At 69.6% G+C, this 18,847-nt stretch carries 18 protein-coding genes; 8 read left to right on the top strand and 10 right to left on the bottom strand.

All coding sequences use genetic code 11. From position 1 onward, the window contains the following. Positions 1 to 87 precede the first annotated feature (87 nt). Positions 88 to 699: a dihydrofolate reductase family protein gene (locus ACQP2X_RS32490; protein ID WP_498688410.1), complete on the top strand. Its 612-nt coding sequence runs from the start codon at positions 88 to 90 to the stop codon at positions 697 to 699. Here ACQP2X_RS32490 and ACQP2X_RS32495 read toward each other — a convergent pair. Both ACQP2X_RS32495 and ACQP2X_RS32500 read right to left on the bottom strand, forming a co-directional pair. Next, positions 662 to 1,339 carry a class I SAM-dependent methyltransferase gene (locus ACQP2X_RS32495; protein WP_498688413.1) on the bottom strand — a complete coding sequence of 226 codons (678 nt, stop codon included), beginning with the start codon at positions 1,337 to 1,339 and terminating at the stop codon, positions 662 to 664. The genes ACQP2X_RS32490 and ACQP2X_RS32495 overlap by 38 nt on opposite strands. A gap of 13 nt (positions 1,340 to 1,352) precedes the next feature. Next, positions 1,353 to 1,742 (bottom strand): hypothetical protein, encoded by a 390-nt coding sequence (locus ACQP2X_RS32500; protein ID WP_498688415.1) that lies wholly within the window; start codon positions 1,740 to 1,742, stop codon positions 1,353 to 1,355. 220 nt (positions 1,743 to 1,962) lie between these two features. Between ACQP2X_RS32500 and ACQP2X_RS32505 the strand changes: the two genes are divergently transcribed. Then, positions 1,963 to 3,036, top strand: coding sequence for a glycerophosphodiester phosphodiesterase (locus ACQP2X_RS32505; protein WP_498701090.1), 1,074 nt, complete (start codon positions 1,963 to 1,965; stop codon positions 3,034 to 3,036). Between the two features lie 18 nt (positions 3,037 to 3,054). Here the strand turns inward: ACQP2X_RS32505 and ACQP2X_RS32510 are convergent, their stop codons facing one another. Then, on the bottom strand, positions 3,055 to 3,654 hold the full coding sequence (locus tag ACQP2X_RS32510) for a TetR family transcriptional regulator (protein ID WP_498688416.1): 600 nt from the start codon (positions 3,652 to 3,654) through the stop codon (positions 3,055 to 3,057). 41 nt (positions 3,655 to 3,695) lie between these two features. Here ACQP2X_RS32510 and ACQP2X_RS32515 point away from each other — a divergent pair, with 41 nt between their 5' ends. The 4 genes from ACQP2X_RS32515 to ACQP2X_RS32530 all read left to right on the top strand — a co-directional run bounded on the left by ACQP2X_RS32515 (position 3,696) and on the right by ACQP2X_RS32530 (position 8,572). Next, positions 3,696 to 4,538: an SDR family NAD(P)-dependent oxidoreductase gene (locus ACQP2X_RS32515; RefSeq protein ID WP_498688418.1), complete on the top strand. Its 843-nt coding sequence runs from the start codon at positions 3,696 to 3,698 to the stop codon at positions 4,536 to 4,538. Continuing rightward, positions 4,535 to 5,242 carry a Type 1 glutamine amidotransferase-like domain-containing protein gene (locus ACQP2X_RS32520; protein WP_498688419.1) on the top strand — a complete coding sequence of 236 codons (708 nt, stop codon included), beginning with the start codon at positions 4,535 to 4,537 and terminating at the stop codon, positions 5,240 to 5,242. Before ACQP2X_RS32515 ends, ACQP2X_RS32520 begins: the two co-directional genes overlap by 4 nt. A 1,771-nt stretch (positions 5,243 to 7,013) precedes the next feature. Then, a complete protein-coding gene (locus ACQP2X_RS32525) occupies positions 7,014 to 7,829 on the top strand; it encodes a hypothetical protein (protein WP_498688421.1) in 816 nt (271 codons plus the stop codon). 11 nt (positions 7,830 to 7,840) lie between these two features. Next, positions 7,841 to 8,572, top strand: coding sequence for a class I SAM-dependent methyltransferase (locus ACQP2X_RS32530; protein ID WP_498688422.1), 732 nt, complete (start codon positions 7,841 to 7,843; stop codon positions 8,570 to 8,572). Here the strand turns inward: ACQP2X_RS32530 and ACQP2X_RS32535 are convergent. The 7 genes from ACQP2X_RS32535 to ACQP2X_RS32565 form a co-directional block, all read right to left on the bottom strand. After that, positions 8,569 to 8,880, bottom strand: a complete 312-nt coding sequence (locus ACQP2X_RS32535) for a DUF3349 domain-containing protein (RefSeq protein ID WP_498688424.1) — start codon at positions 8,878 to 8,880, stop codon at positions 8,569 to 8,571. The two genes, ACQP2X_RS32530 and ACQP2X_RS32535, sit on opposite strands and share 4 nt — an antisense overlap. Then, positions 8,880 to 9,176, bottom strand: a complete 297-nt coding sequence (locus ACQP2X_RS32540; RefSeq protein WP_498688425.1) for a hypothetical protein — start codon at positions 9,174 to 9,176, stop codon at positions 8,880 to 8,882. Before ACQP2X_RS32540 ends, ACQP2X_RS32535 begins: the two co-directional genes overlap by 1 nt. A 3-nt stretch (positions 9,177 to 9,179) precedes the next feature. Next, positions 9,180 to 10,409 carry an inorganic phosphate transporter gene (locus ACQP2X_RS32545; RefSeq protein WP_498688427.1) on the bottom strand — a complete coding sequence of 410 codons (1,230 nt, stop codon included), beginning with the start codon at positions 10,407 to 10,409 and terminating at the stop codon, positions 9,180 to 9,182. 188 nt (positions 10,410 to 10,597) lie between these two features. Further along, the gene (locus tag ACQP2X_RS32550; protein WP_498688429.1) at positions 10,598 to 12,676 is read right to left on the bottom strand and encodes a PQQ-dependent sugar dehydrogenase; all 2,079 of its coding nucleotides are present in this window, start codon (positions 12,674 to 12,676) and stop codon (positions 10,598 to 10,600) included. Then, complete coding sequence (locus tag ACQP2X_RS32555) at positions 12,676 to 13,587, bottom strand: sugar phosphate isomerase/epimerase family protein (RefSeq protein ID WP_498688431.1); 912 nt, start codon at positions 13,585 to 13,587, stop codon at positions 12,676 to 12,678. Before ACQP2X_RS32555 ends, ACQP2X_RS32550 begins: the two co-directional genes overlap by 1 nt. A 116-nt stretch (positions 13,588 to 13,703) precedes the next feature. Then, positions 13,704 to 15,002: an aspartate aminotransferase family protein gene (locus ACQP2X_RS32560; RefSeq protein ID WP_498688434.1), complete on the bottom strand. Its 1,299-nt coding sequence runs from the start codon at positions 15,000 to 15,002 to the stop codon at positions 13,704 to 13,706. A gap of 47 nt (positions 15,003 to 15,049) precedes the next feature. Continuing rightward, positions 15,050 to 16,387: an aminotransferase class I/II-fold pyridoxal phosphate-dependent enzyme gene (locus tag ACQP2X_RS32565; RefSeq protein ID WP_498688436.1), complete on the bottom strand. Its 1,338-nt coding sequence runs from the start codon at positions 16,385 to 16,387 to the stop codon at positions 15,050 to 15,052. Between the two features lie 215 nt (positions 16,388 to 16,602). Here ACQP2X_RS32565 and ACQP2X_RS32570 point away from each other — a divergent pair, with 215 nt between their 5' ends. Both ACQP2X_RS32570 and hydA read left to right on the top strand, forming a co-directional pair. Continuing rightward, positions 16,603 to 17,442 (top strand): nitrilase-related carbon-nitrogen hydrolase, encoded by an 840-nt coding sequence (locus tag ACQP2X_RS32570; protein WP_498688438.1) that lies wholly within the window; start codon positions 16,603 to 16,605, stop codon positions 17,440 to 17,442. Continuing rightward, entirely contained in the window at positions 17,439 to 18,839 is a 1,401-nt protein-coding gene (gene hydA, locus ACQP2X_RS32575; RefSeq protein ID WP_498688439.1) for a dihydropyrimidinase, read from the top strand. The genes ACQP2X_RS32570 and hydA overlap by 4 nt, the downstream gene beginning before the upstream one ends. Positions 18,840 to 18,847: the final 8 nt, after the last annotated feature.

Here is an 18,847-nt window from a genome sequence, read left to right on the forward strand (position 1 = left end):
GTAGACGATCTGCGGGCCCTCCTCCGGCCCGTTGAGCAGGGCGTGGGAAGTAGCGCAGGGCAACCGGTCGCCCTAGCGTGTGGAGTCATGGCCTACATCACCTGTGACCTGGCGATCTCCATGGACGGATTCTCCTCGGGCCTGAACCAGAGGCTGGAGAGCCCGTTCGGGGACGGCCCGGTCGACATGTTGCACAAGTGGATGTTCGAGACCGCCGACGAGAACGAGGAGGAGATCGCGGCGATCGTCGCGGCCGACGCGTTCATCATGGGGCGCAACATGTTCAGCCCCGGGCGGGGCGCGTGGGATCTGGGCTGGACGGGCTGGTGGGGCGACGACCCGCCGTACCACAAACCGGTCTTCGTCCTGACCCATCACGAGCGCGACGACCTCCCGATGGAGGGCGGCACGACGTTCCACTTCGTCACCGGCGGGGTCGAGGAGGCTCTCAAGCGGGCGGTCGAGGTGACCGGCGACGGCACGATCGCCATCGCCGGCGGCGCCACCACGGTCAATCAGTTCCTGCGGGCCGGCCTGATCGACGAGCTGCGCCTGCACATCGCGCCGGTGACGATCGGCGCCGGTGACCGCCTCTTCGACGGCGTGCCCCCGCAGCACTTCAAGCAGGTGTCTACGCGCGCCGCCTCGCTGGTCACCCACATCACCTACGTGCGAGGAGAAGCCGGCACCCCGGGGTGATCAGGTCGGCCGAGACGACGGTGAAGCCGGCCGCGGTCAGGTCGGCGCGCAGGGCGGGCAGCGGTGTGGTGCGGTAGTACATGACGAACGGCGGGCGCCACACCGCGTTCCGCACGCGCATGGCCACGTCGAAGCCGAGCGTGGCCACGCCCGCGACGGAGGCCACCGGCGGCACGTCGCCGAGCGGGAAGGCGAACAGGCCACCGGGGCGCAGCGCGCGGTACACGCCCTCGAAGACGGCCGGCCTCTCCTCGGGCAGGAAGTGGCCGAGCGCGCCGAAGGTGACCGCGAGGTCGAACTCGGCGGCGAAGGGCAGGGCCCGGGCGTCGGCCCGCACCAGCGTCGACGCGGGATGGGCGCGGCGGGCCGAGGCGAGCATGCCGGAGCTGAAGTCGACGCCGGTGATCCGCTCACAGCCCACCGACGACAGCACCGACAGGCCGGCGCCGGTGCCGCAGCAGACGTCGAGGCCCGACGCGAACGGGCCCTTCAGGGCCGCCGCCGTCGCTTCGAGCACCGCTGACGGCGTACGGAAGGGTGTGTAGTCGAATTTCGGCGCCAGCAGGTCGTAGCCGCGCTCGACCGAGGACATCGCCTGGACGAACAGCTCACGGAGCGACGGTCCCTGTGGCGAGAACATCGCCCGAGCGTACCTACCGGCCGAGCACCAGGCGAAGCAATGTCTCGCCGTCGGGCGCGTACTGGGCCCGCATCACGAAGTACGGGAACGGCCACTCGTCCTCGGCGCCGGTGGCGATCGGCCGGCCCAGTGCGGCCCACAGCTTGCTGCGACGGCCGATCGTGCCGCCACGGCCGGGGATCATGCCGGAGAACGGCGTGAAGCCGTGCTCTCCCGTGAAGTGCAGGACGATCGTCGTCACCCGGTCGAAGTCGTCCACGAGCACCTCGACCCCGGTCTCGCGCGACTCGTACGCGCGGGCGCCGGGCCGGGCCATCAGCCCGTACTCGCGGCTCGTGGTCAGCGCCCGGCCTTCGAGCAGGTTCTGGCCGAGGAGTTGCGTCAGGTCACCGTTCGGCGGCATCGCGGGCCTCCTTCGGCGCGTACGGTAAGCGCGGCCTCCTAACTCCGAGTGAACCCCGGGTGAACGCCCCGGCCTTTTCATGCAGTTTCCGTGATCGCTACGTCACGGATGCCGACTGGTTGATCGCGTCGCATCGACTCTTCCAGGGACCCACCGGCGACGGTCGCCGGCGCCGAGTCCCGTGGAGGACCCCGTGCCCGACCGACGTCAGGTGCTGCGCATGAGCGCCGTCGCCGCCGCCGCGCCCGCCCTCGCCGGAGCGGGTGCGGTCGTCGCTACCCCCGCCGAGGCGCACGGCCGTACGAAAGCCGAGATCTTCGGACACCGCGGGGCCTCCGGCTACCGTCCCGAGCACACGCTCGCCTCGTACGAGCTCGCGGCCCGGATGGGCGCCGACTACATCGAGCCCGACCTGGTCTCGACGAAGGACCACGTGCTGGTCTGCCGGCACGAGCCGGAGATCAGCGGCACGACCGACGTGGCGACACGCTCCGAGTTCGCCGACCGCAAGCGCACCGTGATCCTCGACGGGGTCAGCGTCACCGGCTGGTGGACCAACGACTTCACCCTGGCCGAGCTGAAGACGCTGCGCGCGATCGAGCGCCTCCCCGCCGTGCGCCAGGAGAACACCCTCTACGACAAGCTGTTCGAGGTGCCCACCTTCACCGAGGTGCTGGAGCTGCGGGCCAAGCTCTCCAAGGAGCTCGGCCGCGACATCGGCGTCATCCCGGAGACCAAGCACCCCACGTACTTCCGCCGGCTCGGCCTCGACCTCGAGACGCCGCTGGTGCGCGCGCTCGACCGGGCCCGCCTCAACAAGCGCGGCGCCAAGGTGTGGATCCAGTCGTTCGAGGCGGCCAACCTCAAGGACCTCAACCACAAATACCGGGTGCAGGTGAACCTGGTCTTCCTGACCTCCGCCTCCGGTTCGCCGTTCAACGACACCAGGACGTACGCCCAATATCTGACCCCGGCCGGCCTCAAGGAGCTCTCGTCCTACGTGGACGGCATCGGCCCCGACAAGAGCCAGGTCATCCCGCGCAACGCCGACGGTACGCTCGGCACCCCGTCGACGCTGGTCAAGGACGCCCACGCGGCCGGCCTCAAGGTCATCCCGTACACCTTCCGGGCGGAGAACCAGTTCCTCCCGGCCGACTACCGCGTCGGCACCGACCCGAACGCCTACGGCCGGGCCATCGACGAGCAGATCACGTTCCTGAAGACCGGCATCGACGGCCTCTTCACCGACCAGCCCGACATCGGCGTGCTCTCGCGCACGCTCGCTTTCGACTGAGGATTCCCGGGCCGGCGCTCACGCGAGCGCCGGCCCGATCACCTCGAAGGCCCGCGCGGTCAGCTCCAGCGGATCGGCGGTGCCGTCGCTCTCGGCCCACCGCCGCAACACGTCCTCCAGCGCGGTCAGCGCGATTCCCACCGCCAGACCCGGGAACATGTCGCTGACCCGGTCGCGGCCGAGCCGCGCCGCGAGCACGTCCGTCATGTCGTCCCGCCACGCCGCCTGCCGCTCCAGGGAGCGTGCGTAGAGGGCGGGTGTGCGCAGCACGAGGCGTACGACCGGAAGTGCCTTGCCGGTGTTGTCCTTGCAGTCGAGCACGGCCACCTCGACCGCGTGCCGCAACGCCATCGCCGTCGGCTCGTCGGCGGGGCGGCTCGCCAGTTCGGCCCGCATCTGGTCGCCGAGCGTCTCGAGCATCTCGATGACCACGTCCTCCTTCGAGGCGTAGTACCGGAAGAACGTCCGCCGCGAGACCCCGGCCGCGGCCACGATCTCGTCCACGGTGACCGTGTCGAACCCCCGGGCCGCCATCAGCTGCAGCGCCGCCACCTTCAGCTCGTCGCTCACGACCTGCCGCTTGCGCTGCGCGATCGTCAAGCCGCGCCCCTCATCCATGCCCTGCAGGATATGCCATGCCATAGTTGACACTCAGTGCCATGAATGACAACGTGGGCCACATGAGGTACATCATCACGGGAGCCTCCAGCGGCCTGGGCCTGGCCGCCACCCGCGCCCTCACCGCCCGCGGCGACGAGGTCATCCTGGCCGTCCGCGACGAGCGCAAGGCCCGCGACGCCACCGCCGGGCTGTCCGGTGTGGACATCCGCCACGCCGACCTGGCCGACCTCGACTCCGTCCGCGCCTTCGCCGACTCCGTCGATCACGCCGACGTCCTCATCAACAACGCCGGGGTCATGGCGCCGCCCCGCACCGACAGCGCCCAAGGGCACGAGCTCCAGTTCGCGGTGAACCACCTGGCCCACTTCGCCCTGACCGGCCTCCTGCTCGACCGCCTCACCACGCGCGTGGTCACGGTGACCTCGGTGCTGGCCAAGAAGGGCCGGCTGAACTTCGACGACCTGCGGGCCGGGAGCCCGTCCGCCCTCTACAACCAGTCCAAGCTGGCCAACGCGGTCTTCGGCCTGGAACTGCACCGGCGCCTGGCCGGCTCACCCGTGCTGAGCGTGCTGGCCCATCCGGGTTACGCGGTGACGGGCCTCCAGGCCGGCATGAGGCCGAGCCTGAACCGCCTGTTCCTCACGCGGATCGGCAACCCGCTGCTGGCAGTGCCGGCCGAGAAGGGCGCCCGCCCGATCCTGCACGCGGCCACCGACCCGTCCGTCACCGGCGGCCAGCTGATCGGGCCGGGCGGCCCGGGCGAGATGCGTGGGGAGCCGGTCGTGCTCGAGCCCCCTCCCGCGGCATCCGACCCGCGGACGGGGCGGCGCTTGTGGGAGCTCTCGGAGAAGCTGACCGGGGTTTACTATCCCCAGGCATGAGAGTGCTGCTCACCTCGTCCGGCGTCACGAACGACAGCATCCGCGAGGAGCTGACCGCCCTGCTGGGCAAGCCGATCGCCGAGGCGAGCGCGTTGTTCGTCCCGACCGGCCTCCACCCGTTCGCGGGCGGCACCGAGATGGTGTGGCGGGCGATCCACGGCCCGTTGTGCGGGCTGGGCTGGAAGTCGGTGGGCCTGCTGGAGTTGACGGCCCTGCCGAGCATCGAGGAGGAGGCCTGGGTGCCAGCGGTCCGCGAGGCCGACGCCCTGCTGGTCGGAGGCGGCGATCCGCTCTACCTGGCCGACTGGATGAGGCGCTCGGGTCTGTCGGCCCTCCTGCCGACATTGCGCCCATCAGCGGTGTACGTGGGGGTGAGCGCCGGAAGCATCGCGGCCACGACAAGCTTCGCCGAGACGTACACGGACCCGCCGCGCCCGGGCGAGGGCACGCCGGTCACCTTCGAGGGCGAGGTGGAAAGGACGCTGGTCACGGGCGAGGGGGTGGGTCTGGTCGGCTTCGCGGTGATCCCCCACTTGGAGCATCCACACCACGAGGACGCGTCCCTGCCGAACGCCGAGAGGTGGGCGTCCCACATCCCGGCCCCGACATACGCCATCGACGACGCCACAGCAATCAGCGTCTCCGACGGCGTGACCCGGGTCGTCTCGGAAGGCCAGTGGAAGCTGTTCCCACCGACCTCCTAGGTCTTCACGGATCAGTCGGGGCCGATCGCAGCCCGACTCGCCCCCCGCAGTCGCGCCGTGTCCGCGGGGTGGTGTCGCAACCGGCCTTCGCTGCCGCCGAACTCTGAGGCGATGCCATGGCCTGCTTTCGATAACCTTCCCCCAATCCGATGGTGCGGGTGAGACACGAAACGTCGCACTCCGCTCGAGTGTTCCGCGACCTGCCGAAGCGCCGACCATTCCCAGAGGGCGCCATTTGCGCAATTCTCGTTCAGTCTCCGTGGACGGCTTCTTGGCGCGGAGAATTGATGTCGTCATGGAATTGTTTCACGGCGTATTCTTGCCCGACAAGGATGATTATGGGTACAGGTTACCGATCTTTCGTAGAGAGTATTGAAGCGTGCGACCGGAGACCGTCGTCGTGAGCCCGGCGGTGGCGTTGCGGCAGGTGCGCGGCAGCACTCGTCGGTGGCTGGTCTCGCTGGCAGCACCACGGCCGGTGGATCAGCGGGGGCGGTCTTGGTGGCTGCCGTCGGGGTTCGAGTGGCTCGCGCGGATACGGCTCGAGGCGCTGGGCTGACCGGCCTGGGCCAGCCGTGTCGACGCCGGCCGTATCGAGGGCGACCGTTGCCGAGGCGACTGTTGCGGGGGCGACCGTTGCGGGGGCTGAAGTGTCGACGCAGGCCGTATCGCAGGCGGCCGTCTCACCGGCGACCACATCCGGCGCGGCCCGGCAGGAGCTGGCCAAATCCGAGGCGGGCCAGCATGAGATGGCCAGATCCGGCGCGGCTGGGCATGAGGTGGCCTGATTCGGGTTGGCCGGGCCTGCGATGGCCGGGCCTGGGACGACGGTCGGGCCTGGGGCGGCCGGGCCTGGGACGGCGGTCGGGCCAGGGGCGGTGGGGACGACGGCGACTGGGGCGACCTGGCTTGGCGCGACCCGGCTTGGCGCGACCCGGCTTGGCGCGACCCGGCTTGGCGCGACCCGGCTTGGCGCGACCCGGCTTGGCGCGACCCGGCTTGGCGCGACCCGGCTTGGCGCGACCCGGCTTGGCGCGACCCGGCTTGGCGCGACCCGGCTTGGCGCGACCCGGCTTGGCGCGACCCGGCTTGGCGCGACCCGGCTTGGCGCGACCCGGCTTGGCGCGACCCGGCTTGGCGCGACCTGGCTTGGCGCGACCTGGCTTGGCGCGGCCTGGCTTGGCGCGGCCTGGCTTGGCGCGGCCGGGCCGGTCGGGGTGAGTGGGTGGCGGTGGCGTGGTCGGTAAGGGCGGGGTGGGGCCAGCGGCGGCGTCGGGGTGTCGCCGTGCAGGCTGCGCCATTTTCGGGTGTGGCGTTGTATCAGGCCGTATTGGCGGCGCTCGTGATGGTCGCGGCGGAACTCTTCGGCGCCGGCTGAGTAGTTTCGGCGTTTGGTGGGGTCGCGCCATTGAGCTATCTGGGCGTGGTTGAAGAATTGCATCTGACCCCGTATCTGGCGCATGAGTTATTGTCCCGCGAAAATCAGCGGAGCGGTAAGAGGGAAAATGTGCCACATTCGCGGGGAGTGTGATCGAATGCGATCCAGTCCGCATACACATACCGCTGAGCGAGCGCGTCGCTGAAGATTGATCTGGTCGCGATGTTGGCTTGACTCGCCGAGTGGGGCGGCTCGCGGGTGCTGCGCCGCACGATCTACAACGCGCTCGACGGGAACGGACCACCGCGCCGGGAGTGGAGAGAGGGGCAGCGTGCCGGGGAGCGCCTGAGCAAGGGGCCCGTCGGAGGGATCGTGGTGTGGTGCACTGGTGGCATGCAGATGCGTCCCGCGGAACTGGAGGCGATCCGGGCCGGGGAGGTCGACCTGGCGTTTCGGCGGTGGGATCGGCCCCGGGTCAAGGTGGGGACCCGGATGCGGACCGCTGTCGGGCTGGTTGAGGTCATGTCCGTCGAACGTGTGCCGGTCAGTGCGCTGACTGCCGCCGACGCCCGCCGGGCCGGGGCGGGCTCCCTTGTGGCTCTGCGGCAAGGGCTGGACCGCGTGCATCCCGAGCGGCCCGTGTTCCGGGTCGGGCTTCGCTATGCGGGCGCCGATCCGCGGCTCGCGCTGCGGGAAGCCGTGCCCGATTCGGCCGAGCTGGAGGCGATCGGTGCCTGGCTCGACCGGCTCGATCGTGCCTCGGCCAGCGGGCCTTGGACCCGGGCGACCCTTCTGCTGATCGACGAGCTGCCGGCCACCCGGGCGCCCGATCTCGCCCAGCGGATGGGGCGCGACACGCTCTCGTTCAAGCAGAACGTGCGCAAGCTCAAGGAGCGCGGCCTGACCGAATCGCTGGACATCGGATATCGGCTGTCGGCGCGCGGCGGCGCCGTCCTCGACCATGAAGGGCTTCCCCGGCCGGCCGTCCGCCCGGCGACGGCGGGTATCCCCCTGCCACACCTCGGCGCCGCCGCGACCCGGGCGCTCACCGCGCGCGGCGTGGTCCGGCTCGAGCAGGTGGCCGAGCTCAGTGAGAGCGAGGTCCAGGCCCTGCACGGGGTCGGGCCGTACGCCCTCCGCCATCTGCGCTCGGCGCTGGACGCGGCCGGACTCGCGTTCCGCGACGGCACCTCCACCGCCGACCGGTAGTTCTGGCGGCGATGGGTAAGGTCTTCGACGCCGTCGAGGCGTACCGGATGGCGTTCGGCTATCGGGACATCGCGGCCGAGGTCGACGTGCTGGGTGAGTGGTTCGCCCGGCATCACGGCGGCTCGGCCAAGCGGGTGCTGGAGGTGGCGTCGGGGCCTGGTGACCACGCGCTCGAGTTCGCTCGGCGGGGTGCCTCGGCCACCGCGCTGGACCTCTCCCCCGCCATGTGCGCCTTCGCCCGCGCGCGGGCCGGCGAGGCCGGGCTGGCGGTGGACGTCGTTCAGGGCGACATGACCAGCTTCCGGCTGGCGAAGCGATTCGATCTGGTGCTGCTTCTGCTCGACTCGGCCTCGCTTCTGCTCAGCGATGAGGCCATGGCCGCGTTTCTCGGTCGCGCCGCCGAGCATCTCGGGCCGGGCGGACTGCTCGTCGTCGACCTCGCCCGTGGTGGGGAGCGGCCGGACTGGACGGTGGTGAGCGACGGGCGGACCGTGCGGACCCAGTGGGGCTCACCGCTGGACACCCATGACCCCGCCACCCGGGTGGAGCGGGTTCGCGTGCGGATCACGGTCGATTCCCACGTCGTGGTGGACGAGGTCGTCCCGGCTCGGCGCTGGAGCGCCGAGGAGATCGAGCGACTGGCCCCGGAGGGCGCTTTCGAGAGGGCCGGGCGGTACGACTCGATGACCGGCGGCGACGGGCGGGACATTCCCGTCCTGCGCCGCCGGTCGCCGGCCGTCTAATCGCGGGGTGGGTCGGCCAAGGGCCAGCCGCCCGCGGCCAGATGGGCCGAGACGCGGACGATGTCCTCCGGGGTGGCGGCCTGGAGGACCTCGTCGTTGATCATGGCCTCGATGTCGGCGGCGGTGATCGGGTCGCCGCCGGTCGTCTCGGACTGGGCGGCCAGGTCGGCGGCGATCTTGCGGACCTCGTCCTCGGAGAGGGTCCGGCGCAGCAGGCCGAGCAGGGCTACGTAGTCCTGTCTCGGCACGCCCTTGGGATAGCCGGCCCGCAGCCAGCCGATCGCCTTCGAGAAAAGGGAGTCGGTCATCACTTGTCCACGATGGTCGGGTAGATGTGGTCGAAGCTGATCGTCTTGCCGAAGCCGCTGGCCACGATGAACGTGATACCCAGCAGCACGCCGAGGATGACGATCGTGAACAGGACGTAGCCCAGCACCGTTCCGAGCGGGTTCGGGCGGGCGTGCGACTCCTCCGCGTCGCCGCCCGCGCCCCAGGCCAGGGAGCGGATGCCGAGCGCGAACAGCGCGGGCAGGCCGGCGCCCAGCACGAGGCCGGCGGCCAGGACCTTCCAGGCGCCCTCGAGGGCGAATCCCAGGTTGCTCATCGGTCAGGCCCCCGTCTTCGACGGCTCGCGGGTGTCTTCGGCGGAAGCGGAAGAGGCGTCCCACTCGTCGTTCACGTTGTTGTGGTCGATCGGTGTCTGCTTCGAGCGCAGGTACATGAAGCCGGCGGCGGCCAGCAGGAGCACGAAGATCACGATGGCGCCGGTGAGGCCGCCGATCACGTCGCTGACCCACCACATCAGGGCGCCCACGATGGCGGCCGAGGGCAGCGTGATCAGCCAGGCCGCGACCATGCGACCGGCCACGCGCCAGCGGACCTGGGCCCCGGGCTTGCCGACGCCCGAGCCGAGGATGGAGCCGGTGGCCACGTGGGTCGTGGAGAGCGCGAAGCCGAGGTGGCTGGAGGCGAGGATGACCGCGGCCGATGACGATTCGGCGGCCAGGCCCTGCGGAGGGGCGATTTCGACAAGACCCTTTCCGAGGGTACGGATGATCCGCCACCCGCCGAGGTAGGTGCCCAGCGCGATGGCGATCGCACAGGAGGCCTTCACCCAGAACGGGATGTTCTTGGTGTCCGTCCAGTCGCCGGTGGCGATCAGGGCGAGGGTGATGATGCCCATCGTCTTCTGCGCGTCGTTGGTGCCGTGCGCGAGCGAGACGAGGGAGGCGCTGCCGATCTGGCCCCAGCGGAAGCCGTTGTCGGTGAAGCGTTTCGCCACCCCGATGGTCAGCTTGTAGATGAGCCAGGTGCCGACGGCGGCCACCACGCCCGCGATGACCGGGGAGAGCACGGCCGGCAGGAGCACCTTGCCGACGACACCGTCGAGCTTGGTGCCGTTGCCGTTCCAGTTGACGCCGGCCCAGCCGAGGCCGGCGATGGTGGCGCCGATGAGGCCGCCGAACAGCGCGTGCGACGAGCTCGACGGCAGGCCGAGCAGCCAGGTGAACAGATTCCAGATGATGCCGCCGATCAGGCCGGCCAGGATGATCAGCAGGAGCGCTTCGCCGCCGTTGGCGGTGAGCGACTCCTTGGGCGTGCCGTCGGAATTTTGGATCTTGACGACCGCGTTGCTGACGGTCAGGGCGACCTCGACGGAGAGGAAGGCGCCGATGAGGTTGAGGATGCCGGAGAGGGCGACGGCCACCTTTGGCCGCAGTGCCCCCGTCGCGATGGACGTGGCCATCGCGTTCGCCGTGTCGTGGAACCCGTTGGTGAAGTCGAAGCCGAGGGCCGTGACGACCACCAGGACCAGGATGATCGTTGTCTCTGTCACATGGTCAGAATTCTCCGGGCGGAGCGATCCTGAAAGAGCGCTGTGACCAGCATCTTAAAGTTCCGCCCCGATTACGGGCCGGAACATCAGACGTTTTCGGGAACGTCATCGGCATAAATGTTCAGCCGGGGTTCGAAACGGGTAAACCCCGGCCGGCAAAAGCCGGCCGGGGCCGAAACGCTACCCGATCAGGCGGTAGGCGTGAGCACGACGGTCGCCGTGCCGGTCTGAGCCGGGTCGCCGGTGTCGGTGTACGACGCCACGAAGACCGCGGTCAGGTTGGAGGCGCCGGCGTGACCGGCGTCCAGGAACGTGGTGATCGAGCCGCTGCAGCCGGACGCCGTGGACAGCGGGTGCCCGTGCTGGTCGTGGCCGAGGACGTAGGTCACCGTCACCCGGGCGCAGTCGACCGGCTGGTCGTCGGTCACCTGGACCTGGAAGTTCACCGTGTCGCCGAACTGGAACGGCTGACCGGCCTGCGGGCTGGTGAACGTGACCGTCGGGGCCGCCGTGCCGACCGGCAGGATCACCTCGGCCGAGGAGGACCGGCCGGTGCTGTCGGTGACCTTGAGAGTCGGGCGGTAGTTACCGTTCGTCCGGAAGGTGAACGTCGGGTTCGGCGACCGCGAGTCGACCCGGTTGTCGTTGTCCAGGTACCACTCGTACCGCAGGGCGTCACCGTCCGGGTCGGCCGTGCCGGCGCTGGAGAACTGGACCGTCAGGGGCGCCTGACCCGAGGTGGGCGTCGCGGCGACCTTGGCGATCGGGGTGCGGTTGCCCCGCACGTAGTCGAACCGGGACAGCTGGGCGTCGGGGTTCTCGGCGAAGTAACCGTCGCCGTACTCGAGGACGTAGAGCGCGCCGTCCGGGCCGAACTCGAGGTCCATCGGGTTGTCGAAGACGAGCTCGGGCAGGACCGCCTCGACCTTCGTGACCTGGTTGCGGCGGTCGAGGGTGAGCGCCTTGACCCAGTCGCGGGTCCACTCGGCGAACAGCGGCTTGCCGTCGAACGCCTCGGGCCACTTGATCCGCGAGTTCAGCCGCTTGTCGTAGTCGTACGCCGGTCCGCCCATCGGGCCGATGCCCCCGGTGCCCAGCTCGGGGAACTGAGCCGAGGGGCCGTACGAGTAAGCGATCTCCGCCTTCTCGACCGGCGGCAGGTTGCGCAGCCCGGTGTTGTTGGGCGACTCGTTCACCGGCTTGGCGCAGTTGAACGGAGCGCCCGAGACGCCGGTGGCGAAGTCGTAGTCGACGTACGGCTTGTCGGCGTCGGCGCAGTACGGCCAGCCGTAGTTGGCCGGCTTGTCGATCGCCAGCCAGCGGCCCTGACCGGCCGGGCCCCGAGCGGCGTTGGCGTTCTGCGCGTCCGGCGAGTAGTCACCGACGTACACCACATCGGTCTTGGGGTCGATGGTGAAGCGGAACGGGTTCCGCAGGCCCATCGCGTAGATCTCCGGCTTGGTCTTCGCCGTGCCCGGCTTGAAGAGGTTGCCCTTGGGGATCGTGTAGCCGCCGTTCTTGCCGACCTTGATCCGGAGCACCTTGCCGCGCAGGTCGTTGGTGTTGGCCGCGCTGCGCTGGGCGTCGTAGACCGGGTTGCGGTTGGCCCGCTCGTCGATCGGCGCGTAGCCGTCGGAGGCGAACGGGTTGGAGTCGTCACCGGTCGACAGGTAGAGGTTGCCCTTGCTGTCGAAGTCGATCTTGCCGCCGACGTGGCAGCACTGGCCGCGGTCGACCGGCACCTGCAGGATCTTCTGCTCGGTGTTCAGCCGCAGCGTGCTGCCGTCCAGCTTGAAGCGGGACAGCTGGAGGTGGCCCTTGAACTTGGCGAAGTCGGCCGCGGTGCCCTCGTTGGGGGCGTCGCCCTCGTTGACCTGGGGCGTCGTCGGGTCGTCGGCCGGGGTGTTCAGGACCGGCGAGTAGTAGACGTACACCCACTTGTTGTGCTTGAAGTCGGGGTCGATCGCGATGCCCTGCACGCCCTCCTCGTCGTGGAGGTAGACCGGGATGGTCGCGGCGAGCACGTTGCGCCCGGTGGCCGGCTCGTGGATGCGCACCTGCCCGGTGCGGGCCGTGTGCAGCACGCGCCGGTCCGGCAGGACGGCGATGGCGATCGGCTCGCCCGGGAAGTCGTTGAGGGTGACCTTCTGGAAGTCGGAGGAGGGCGGCAGCGGCTGGGCCGGCTGCGACGGATGGGCCACGGCGGCGCTGGGCGCCACCAGGGCGACGGCGCTGATCGCGCCGAGAACGGACAGCTTACGAATCATCAGAACCTCAATCCGGCGAGGTAGTCGAAACCGCGCTCGGCGGTCACGAGGGCCTGCTCGGGCGTACGCGGCGGAGAGCCGGCGTCGTCACGCTCCACGATGTATTCGATGAGTCCCGCTTCCCTCGAGTGGTCGAAGATGCGGCCGAAGTCGATGAGCCCGTCGCCGGGGTCGGCGAAGCTCGCGTTCACGTCGAGGTCCTTGACGTGAACCTGCTTGATGCGGCCGCGGTTCTCCTTGATGAGGTCGACCGGGTCGTGCGCGCCCCGGAAGGCCCAGTAGAGGTCGACCTCGAAGTGGACCAGGCGCGGGTCCGTCTCGCCGAACAGGATGTCCATGCCGGTGCGGCTGGTCCCGTTCTGCCGGAAGAACTCGGCGTGGTGGTTGTGGTAGCCGAACTGGAGCCCGGCCTTGCGGGCGAGCGCGCCCGCCTTGTTGAGGTCGGCCGCGAACGCCCGGTAGACGGCGGCGTCGCGGATCGGGCCGTTGGCGCCCTGCCCGAAGAACGGGTGGACGATGAACTTGTTGCCGACGATGGCCGCGTCCTCGAGAGCACGCTTCCAGGTGTCGGCGTTCCACGGCTGCGGGATGCCGACGTGGCCCGAGGTGGCCCGGATGCCGGCCTTGTCGAGGGCGGCGCGGAACTGCGCGGCCGTGCGGTTGACGAAGCCGGCGTGCTCAACTCGCTTGTAGCCGATCTCGGCCAGCTCGGCCAGGCTCGCGTCGAGGTCGATCGCGAGCTGGTTGCGCAACGTGTAGAGCTGCACGCTGATCTGGTCGAGCGGAACGCGGCTGAGGTGGCCCCCATGGGAGCCGCCCGCGTGGGCGGCCCCGGGAACGGCGATGGTCGCCGCGGCGCCGGCCGCCGCAGCGGCGCCGAGGAGTTGACGACGGTTCAGTGACTGCGGCATTGCGATCTCCCTATCGAACGACGTCGTTCGATAGGTTACCGATCTGTTTCGTCGAAAGTGAAGCTAAGTTTCTTCAGATCTAGCAAAAGTTCGCGCTGTCCGGACAAAACACAGTTTTAGATGCGGCTCTCCGCGTCGACCAGGCGCAGCGCGCCGGACAAGATGGACAGACCCTCCCGTGCTTCGGTCTCGGTCAGAGTTAATGCCGGGCCCATCCGCAGCACATTGCTGTAGAGTCCGCCCTTCCCCACGAGCAGGCCGCCGGCCCGGCACTCGTCGAAGACCCGGAGCGTGGCCGCCGGATCGGGCTCGGTCGTTCCCGGGTGGACGATCTCGACGCCGATCATGAGGCCCTTGCCGCGCACCTCCCCCACGATCGGCAGATCGAGCGCGCGCAGGCCGTCGAGCAGGATGGCGCCGACCCGGGCCGCGTTGCTCTGGAGGTCGCGGTCGAGCACGTAGTCGAGCACGGCGTTGCCGGCCGCGGCCGACAGCGGGTTGCCGCCGAAGGTGGAGAAGCTGATGGCCGGCACGGCGTTCATCACCTCGGCCCGCCCGGCCACGCCGCCGAGCGCGAAGCCGTTGCCGATGCCCTTGGCGAAGGTGATCAGGTCGGGGGTGACGCCGTGCGCCTGATAGCCCCAGAAGTGCTCGCCGGTGCGGCCCCACCCGGTCTGCACCTCGTCCGCGATGAGCAGGATCCCGGTCTCGGAGAGCACTTTCTGGTACGCCCCGAGCAGGCCGTCCGGGCCGGCGACGAACCCGCCGACACCCTGCACCGGCTCGGCGATCAGCGCGGCGACGTCGCCCGCGGTGACGGTGGCGAGGACCTCACGCAGATCGTCCACGGCGGCGTCGAGGATCTGGTCACCGCTCAGGCCGGCCATCCGCCCGCGCATCCGGTCGCCGGAGGCCAGCCACGAGACGTTGAGCGGGGTGAGCGCGCTGGAGGACCAACTGCGGTGCCCGGTGATCGCCATGGTGGCGAAGGTCCGCCCGTGGTAGCTGTTCTTGATGGCGAGGATCTGGTTGGAGCGGCGCAGGTTGGTCGCCATCAGCAGAGCGGTCTCGTTGGCCTCGGTGCCCGAGTTGGTGAAGAAGACCCGCGCGTCGGGGATACCCGAGAGCCGTGCGATCTTCTCGGCCAGCTCGACCTGCTGCCGGATCAGATAAAGGGTCGAGGTGTGTACGACCCCGGTGGCGAGCTGTCGCTGAACAGCCTCGTTGATCTCGGGGATGTCGTAGCCGACCATCGTGGTCAGCACCCCGCCGAAGAAGTCCAGATAGGACCGGCCGTCGCTGCCGGTGACGCGGCGCCCGTCGCCCTTGACGATCTCGAGGGCGTCGTCGCCGTAGTAGGTCGGCATCCAGCTCGGCAGCACCGCCTTGTGGCGGGCCAGCAGATCGTCGCTCATGGTCGCTCCTTCACGAGGCGGTTATCGGATAAGTACAAAATGTCGGTTCATCGCCAACCGCGCGGGTGTGGGCGGGTGCGAGGGCCGCTGCCGCGGGTGTCGAGCAGGGCGGCCGAGGCGAGGGCGTCGGCCAGGGTGTCGAAGTCGGAGGTGACCAGGCCGGCGGTGACCCGGACGTGGTCGGAGGACAGGGGGGTCACGCAGAACGGAGCGCCGGGTGCGACCGCGATGCCGTGGGCGGCCAAGGCGACCATCGCCATCTGCTGGTCGTCGACAGCCATCCACAGGTTGATCCCGTCGTCGGCGGTGGCGGTCACCCCCCGGGCGTGCAGGGCGGCCAGCAGCGCCGAGCGCCGGGCCGCGTAGACCTCGCGCGCGTCGGTGACCTGCGCGGCCGCCTCCGGGTCGGTGAGCAGGTCGAGCAGGACGGCCTGGAGCAGGCGGGAGGACCAGCCGGGGCCGAGCAGACGGCGGTCGGCCACCGCCGCGATCACCGGGGCCGGGCCGCCGACCGCGGCCAGGCGCAGGTCGGGGCCGTGCGACTTGGAGAAGCTGGCTACGTGCACGGTCTGCGGCGTGCCCAGGCTGACCGGCGGCGCCGAGGCGATGTCGCCGGCGTGATCGTCCTCGACCACGAGCGCGTCCGGATGGGCGCCGGCGATGTTCGCGAGAGCGGCGGCCCGGGCGGCGGTCATGCTCACGCCGGTCGGATTGTGCGCCCGCGGTTGCAGGAACACGGCGACGACCGGATACGACCCGAGCGCGGCGGCCAGCCCCTCGGGCGACATTCCTGATCTGTCGACCGGGACGCCGAGCACGGTCGCGCCCACCGTCTGCAACAGGTCGAGCAGCGGCGGAAAGGCCGGGTTCTCCACGACCACGTGATCGCCGAAGCGGACCGACACCCCGATCACCCGGTCGATCGCGTCCAGGGCACCGTCCACCACGGTCAGCGCGTCCACCTCGAAGGGCCACCGAGCGCGCAGCACCTCCTCGAGCGCGGGCAGCACCGGCGCGCCGAGATAGCTCGACGTCAGCCGCCCGTCCCCGATCCGCTTGAGCGCGTCGGTCAGGTCCGGCAGCAGGTCGTGGTCGGGCACACCGGTCGACAGATCCCGGGCGACCGCGCCCACCGCGCCCATCTGCGAGTAGCGCAGGCGCTGGCGCGACGGGACGGTCGCGACGAACGTCCCCGATCGTCCGCGCGTCTGGAGGACACCGGCCCGGGTCAGGCTCCGCCACGCCTCGCTCACGGTCGTCGGGCTCACCTGAAGCGACCGCGCGACGTCGCGCACGGTCGGCAGCCGGGTGCCCGCCGGCAGCGTCCCGGCCGTGATCATCCGGCTGATGGCCGCAGCAATTCCCCGGGCGCTGCGATCGTCCACAGCGTCCAGTATTTGCCCGATCAAATTACCTCTCCGAAACATTTGGTTACGTACGGGCAATTGTTCGCATGAATCTGTGTCGTTAGTGTCCTACGGCATCAGAGCGAGACAAGCAAGCCCTAGCGCTGGGGCTATGACGGGGAGTAGACACACGATCACAGGCCTGTTTCGGCCGTGTGAACGCTCATAAAGATCAATTGAGAGGGGCAGCAGTCATGTCCGACGTCGTTCGCGCCGCCCTCGTCCAGACCAATTGGACGGGCGACAAGGAATCGATGATCAAGGCCCACGAGGACTATGCCCGCGACGCCGCAGCACAGGGCGCCAAGGTGATCTGCTTCCAGGAGCTCTTCTACGGGCCGTACTTCTGCCAGGTGCAGGACGCCGCCTACTACGAGTACGCCGAGTCGATCCCCGGCCCGACCACCGAGCGCTTCCAGGCCCTCGCCGCCGAGCTGGGCATGGTGATGGTGCTGCCCATGTACGAGAAGGAGCAGGAGGGCGTCCTCTACAACACCGCGGCCGTGGTCGACGCCGACGGCTCCTATCTCGGCAAGTACCGCAAGCACCACATCCCGCAGGTCAAGGGCTTCTGGGAGAAGTTCTACTTCCGCCCCGGCAACCTCGGATATCCGGTGTTCGACACCGCAGTCGGCAAGGTCGGCGTCTACATCTGCTACGACCGGCACTTCCCCGAGGGCTGGCGCGAGCTGGGCCTGGGCGGCGCCCAGATCGTCTTCAACCCGTCGGCCACCAGCCGCGGCCTGTCCAGCTATCTCTGGCAGCTGGAGCAGCCGGCCAGCGCGGTCGCCAACGAGTACTACATCGGCGCCATCAACCGGGTCGGCATCGAGGAGCTGGGCGACGACGACTTCTACGGCCAGAGCTACTTCGTCGACCCCGAGGGCAAGTTCGTGGGCGAGGTCGGTGACACCCACAACCCCGAGCTGATCGTCCGGGACCTCGACCTCAGCCTGATCAAAACGGTCCGTGAGCGCTGGCAGTTCTACCGCGACCGCCGGCCGGAGAGCTACACCCGGACGGTGGAGCTGTGAGCACGCTGATCAAGGGTGGCACCGTCATCGGGACGACCGGCCCGTACGCCGCCGATGTGCTGATCGACGGCGAGACGATCGCCGCGATCTTCGCCCCCGGCCGCGCACCGGAGGGCCCGGAGATCATCGACGCCACCGGGAAGTACGTCATCCCGGGCGCCATCGACGCGCACACCCACATGCAGATGCCGTTCGGCGGCACCGAGGCCAGCGACACCTTCGACACCGGCACCAGGGCCGCCGCCATCGGCGGCACGACCACGATCATCGACTTCGCCATCCAGCGGTACGGCGAGGTCGTGCAGGACGGTCTGGCCGCGTGGCACGCCAAGACGGCCGACACGTGCCATATCGACTACGGCTTCCACATGATCGTGGGCGGGGTCGACGACGAGTCGCTCAAGGCCATGGACCAGCTCGTCACCAGTGAGGGCATCACCAGTTTCAAGCTCTTCATGGCGTACCCCGGCGTCTTCTACTCCGACGACGGGCAGATCCTGCGGGCCATGCAGAAGGCCCGTGACAACGGCGCCCTGATCATGATGCACGCCGAGAACGGCCCGGCCATCGACGTCCTCGTCAAGCAGGCCCTGGAACGCGGCGAGACCGACCCGATCTACCACGGCATCACCCGGCCCCAGGAGCTGGAGGCCGAGGCCACCAGCCGGGCCATCTGGCTGGCCAGCGTGGCCGCCGACTGCCCGCTCTACATCGTGCACCTGAGCGCCTCCAAGGCTTTGGAGCAGGTGAAGGCCGCCCGCGACCTGGGCCGCAACGTCTTCGCCGAGACGTGCCCGCAATATCTGTACCTGACGCTGGAGGACCAGCTGGGCGCGCCCGGCTTCGACGGCGCCAAGTGGGTCTGCTCCACTCCCCTGCGCAGCAAGCACGAGAGCCACCGGGCCGACCTGTGGCAGGGCCTGCGCACCAACGACCTGTCGGTGGTCTCGACCGACCACTGCCCCTTCTGCATGAAGGACCAGAAGGAGATGGGGCTGGGCGACTTCTCGAAGATCCCGAACGGGATCGGCAGCGTCGAGCACCGCGTCGACCTGCTCTACCAAGGCGTCGTCGACGGCAAGCTGTCCCTCGCGCGCTGGGTCGAGACGATCGCGACCACTCCGGCCCGCATGTTCGGCATGTATCCGAAGAAGGGCGTCATCGCGCCCGGATCGGACGCCGACATCGTGCTGTACGACCCGAACGGGCGTACCCGGATCAGCGTCGAGACCCACCACATGAACATGGACTACTCGGCCTGGGAGGGCTGGGAGATCGACGGCAAGGTCGACACCGTCCTGTCCCGCGGCGAGGTCATCGCTCGTGGCGGCGACTATCTGGGTCGCGCCGGCCGCGGCAAGTACGTTCCCCGCGCGCTCTCCGACTACCTGGTCTGAGGGGGTAC

The sequence above is a fragment of the Actinoplanes sp. CA-131856 genome (assembly GCF_050956135.1).
GTDB lineage: Bacteria > Actinomycetota > Actinomycetes > Mycobacteriales > Micromonosporaceae > Actinoplanes.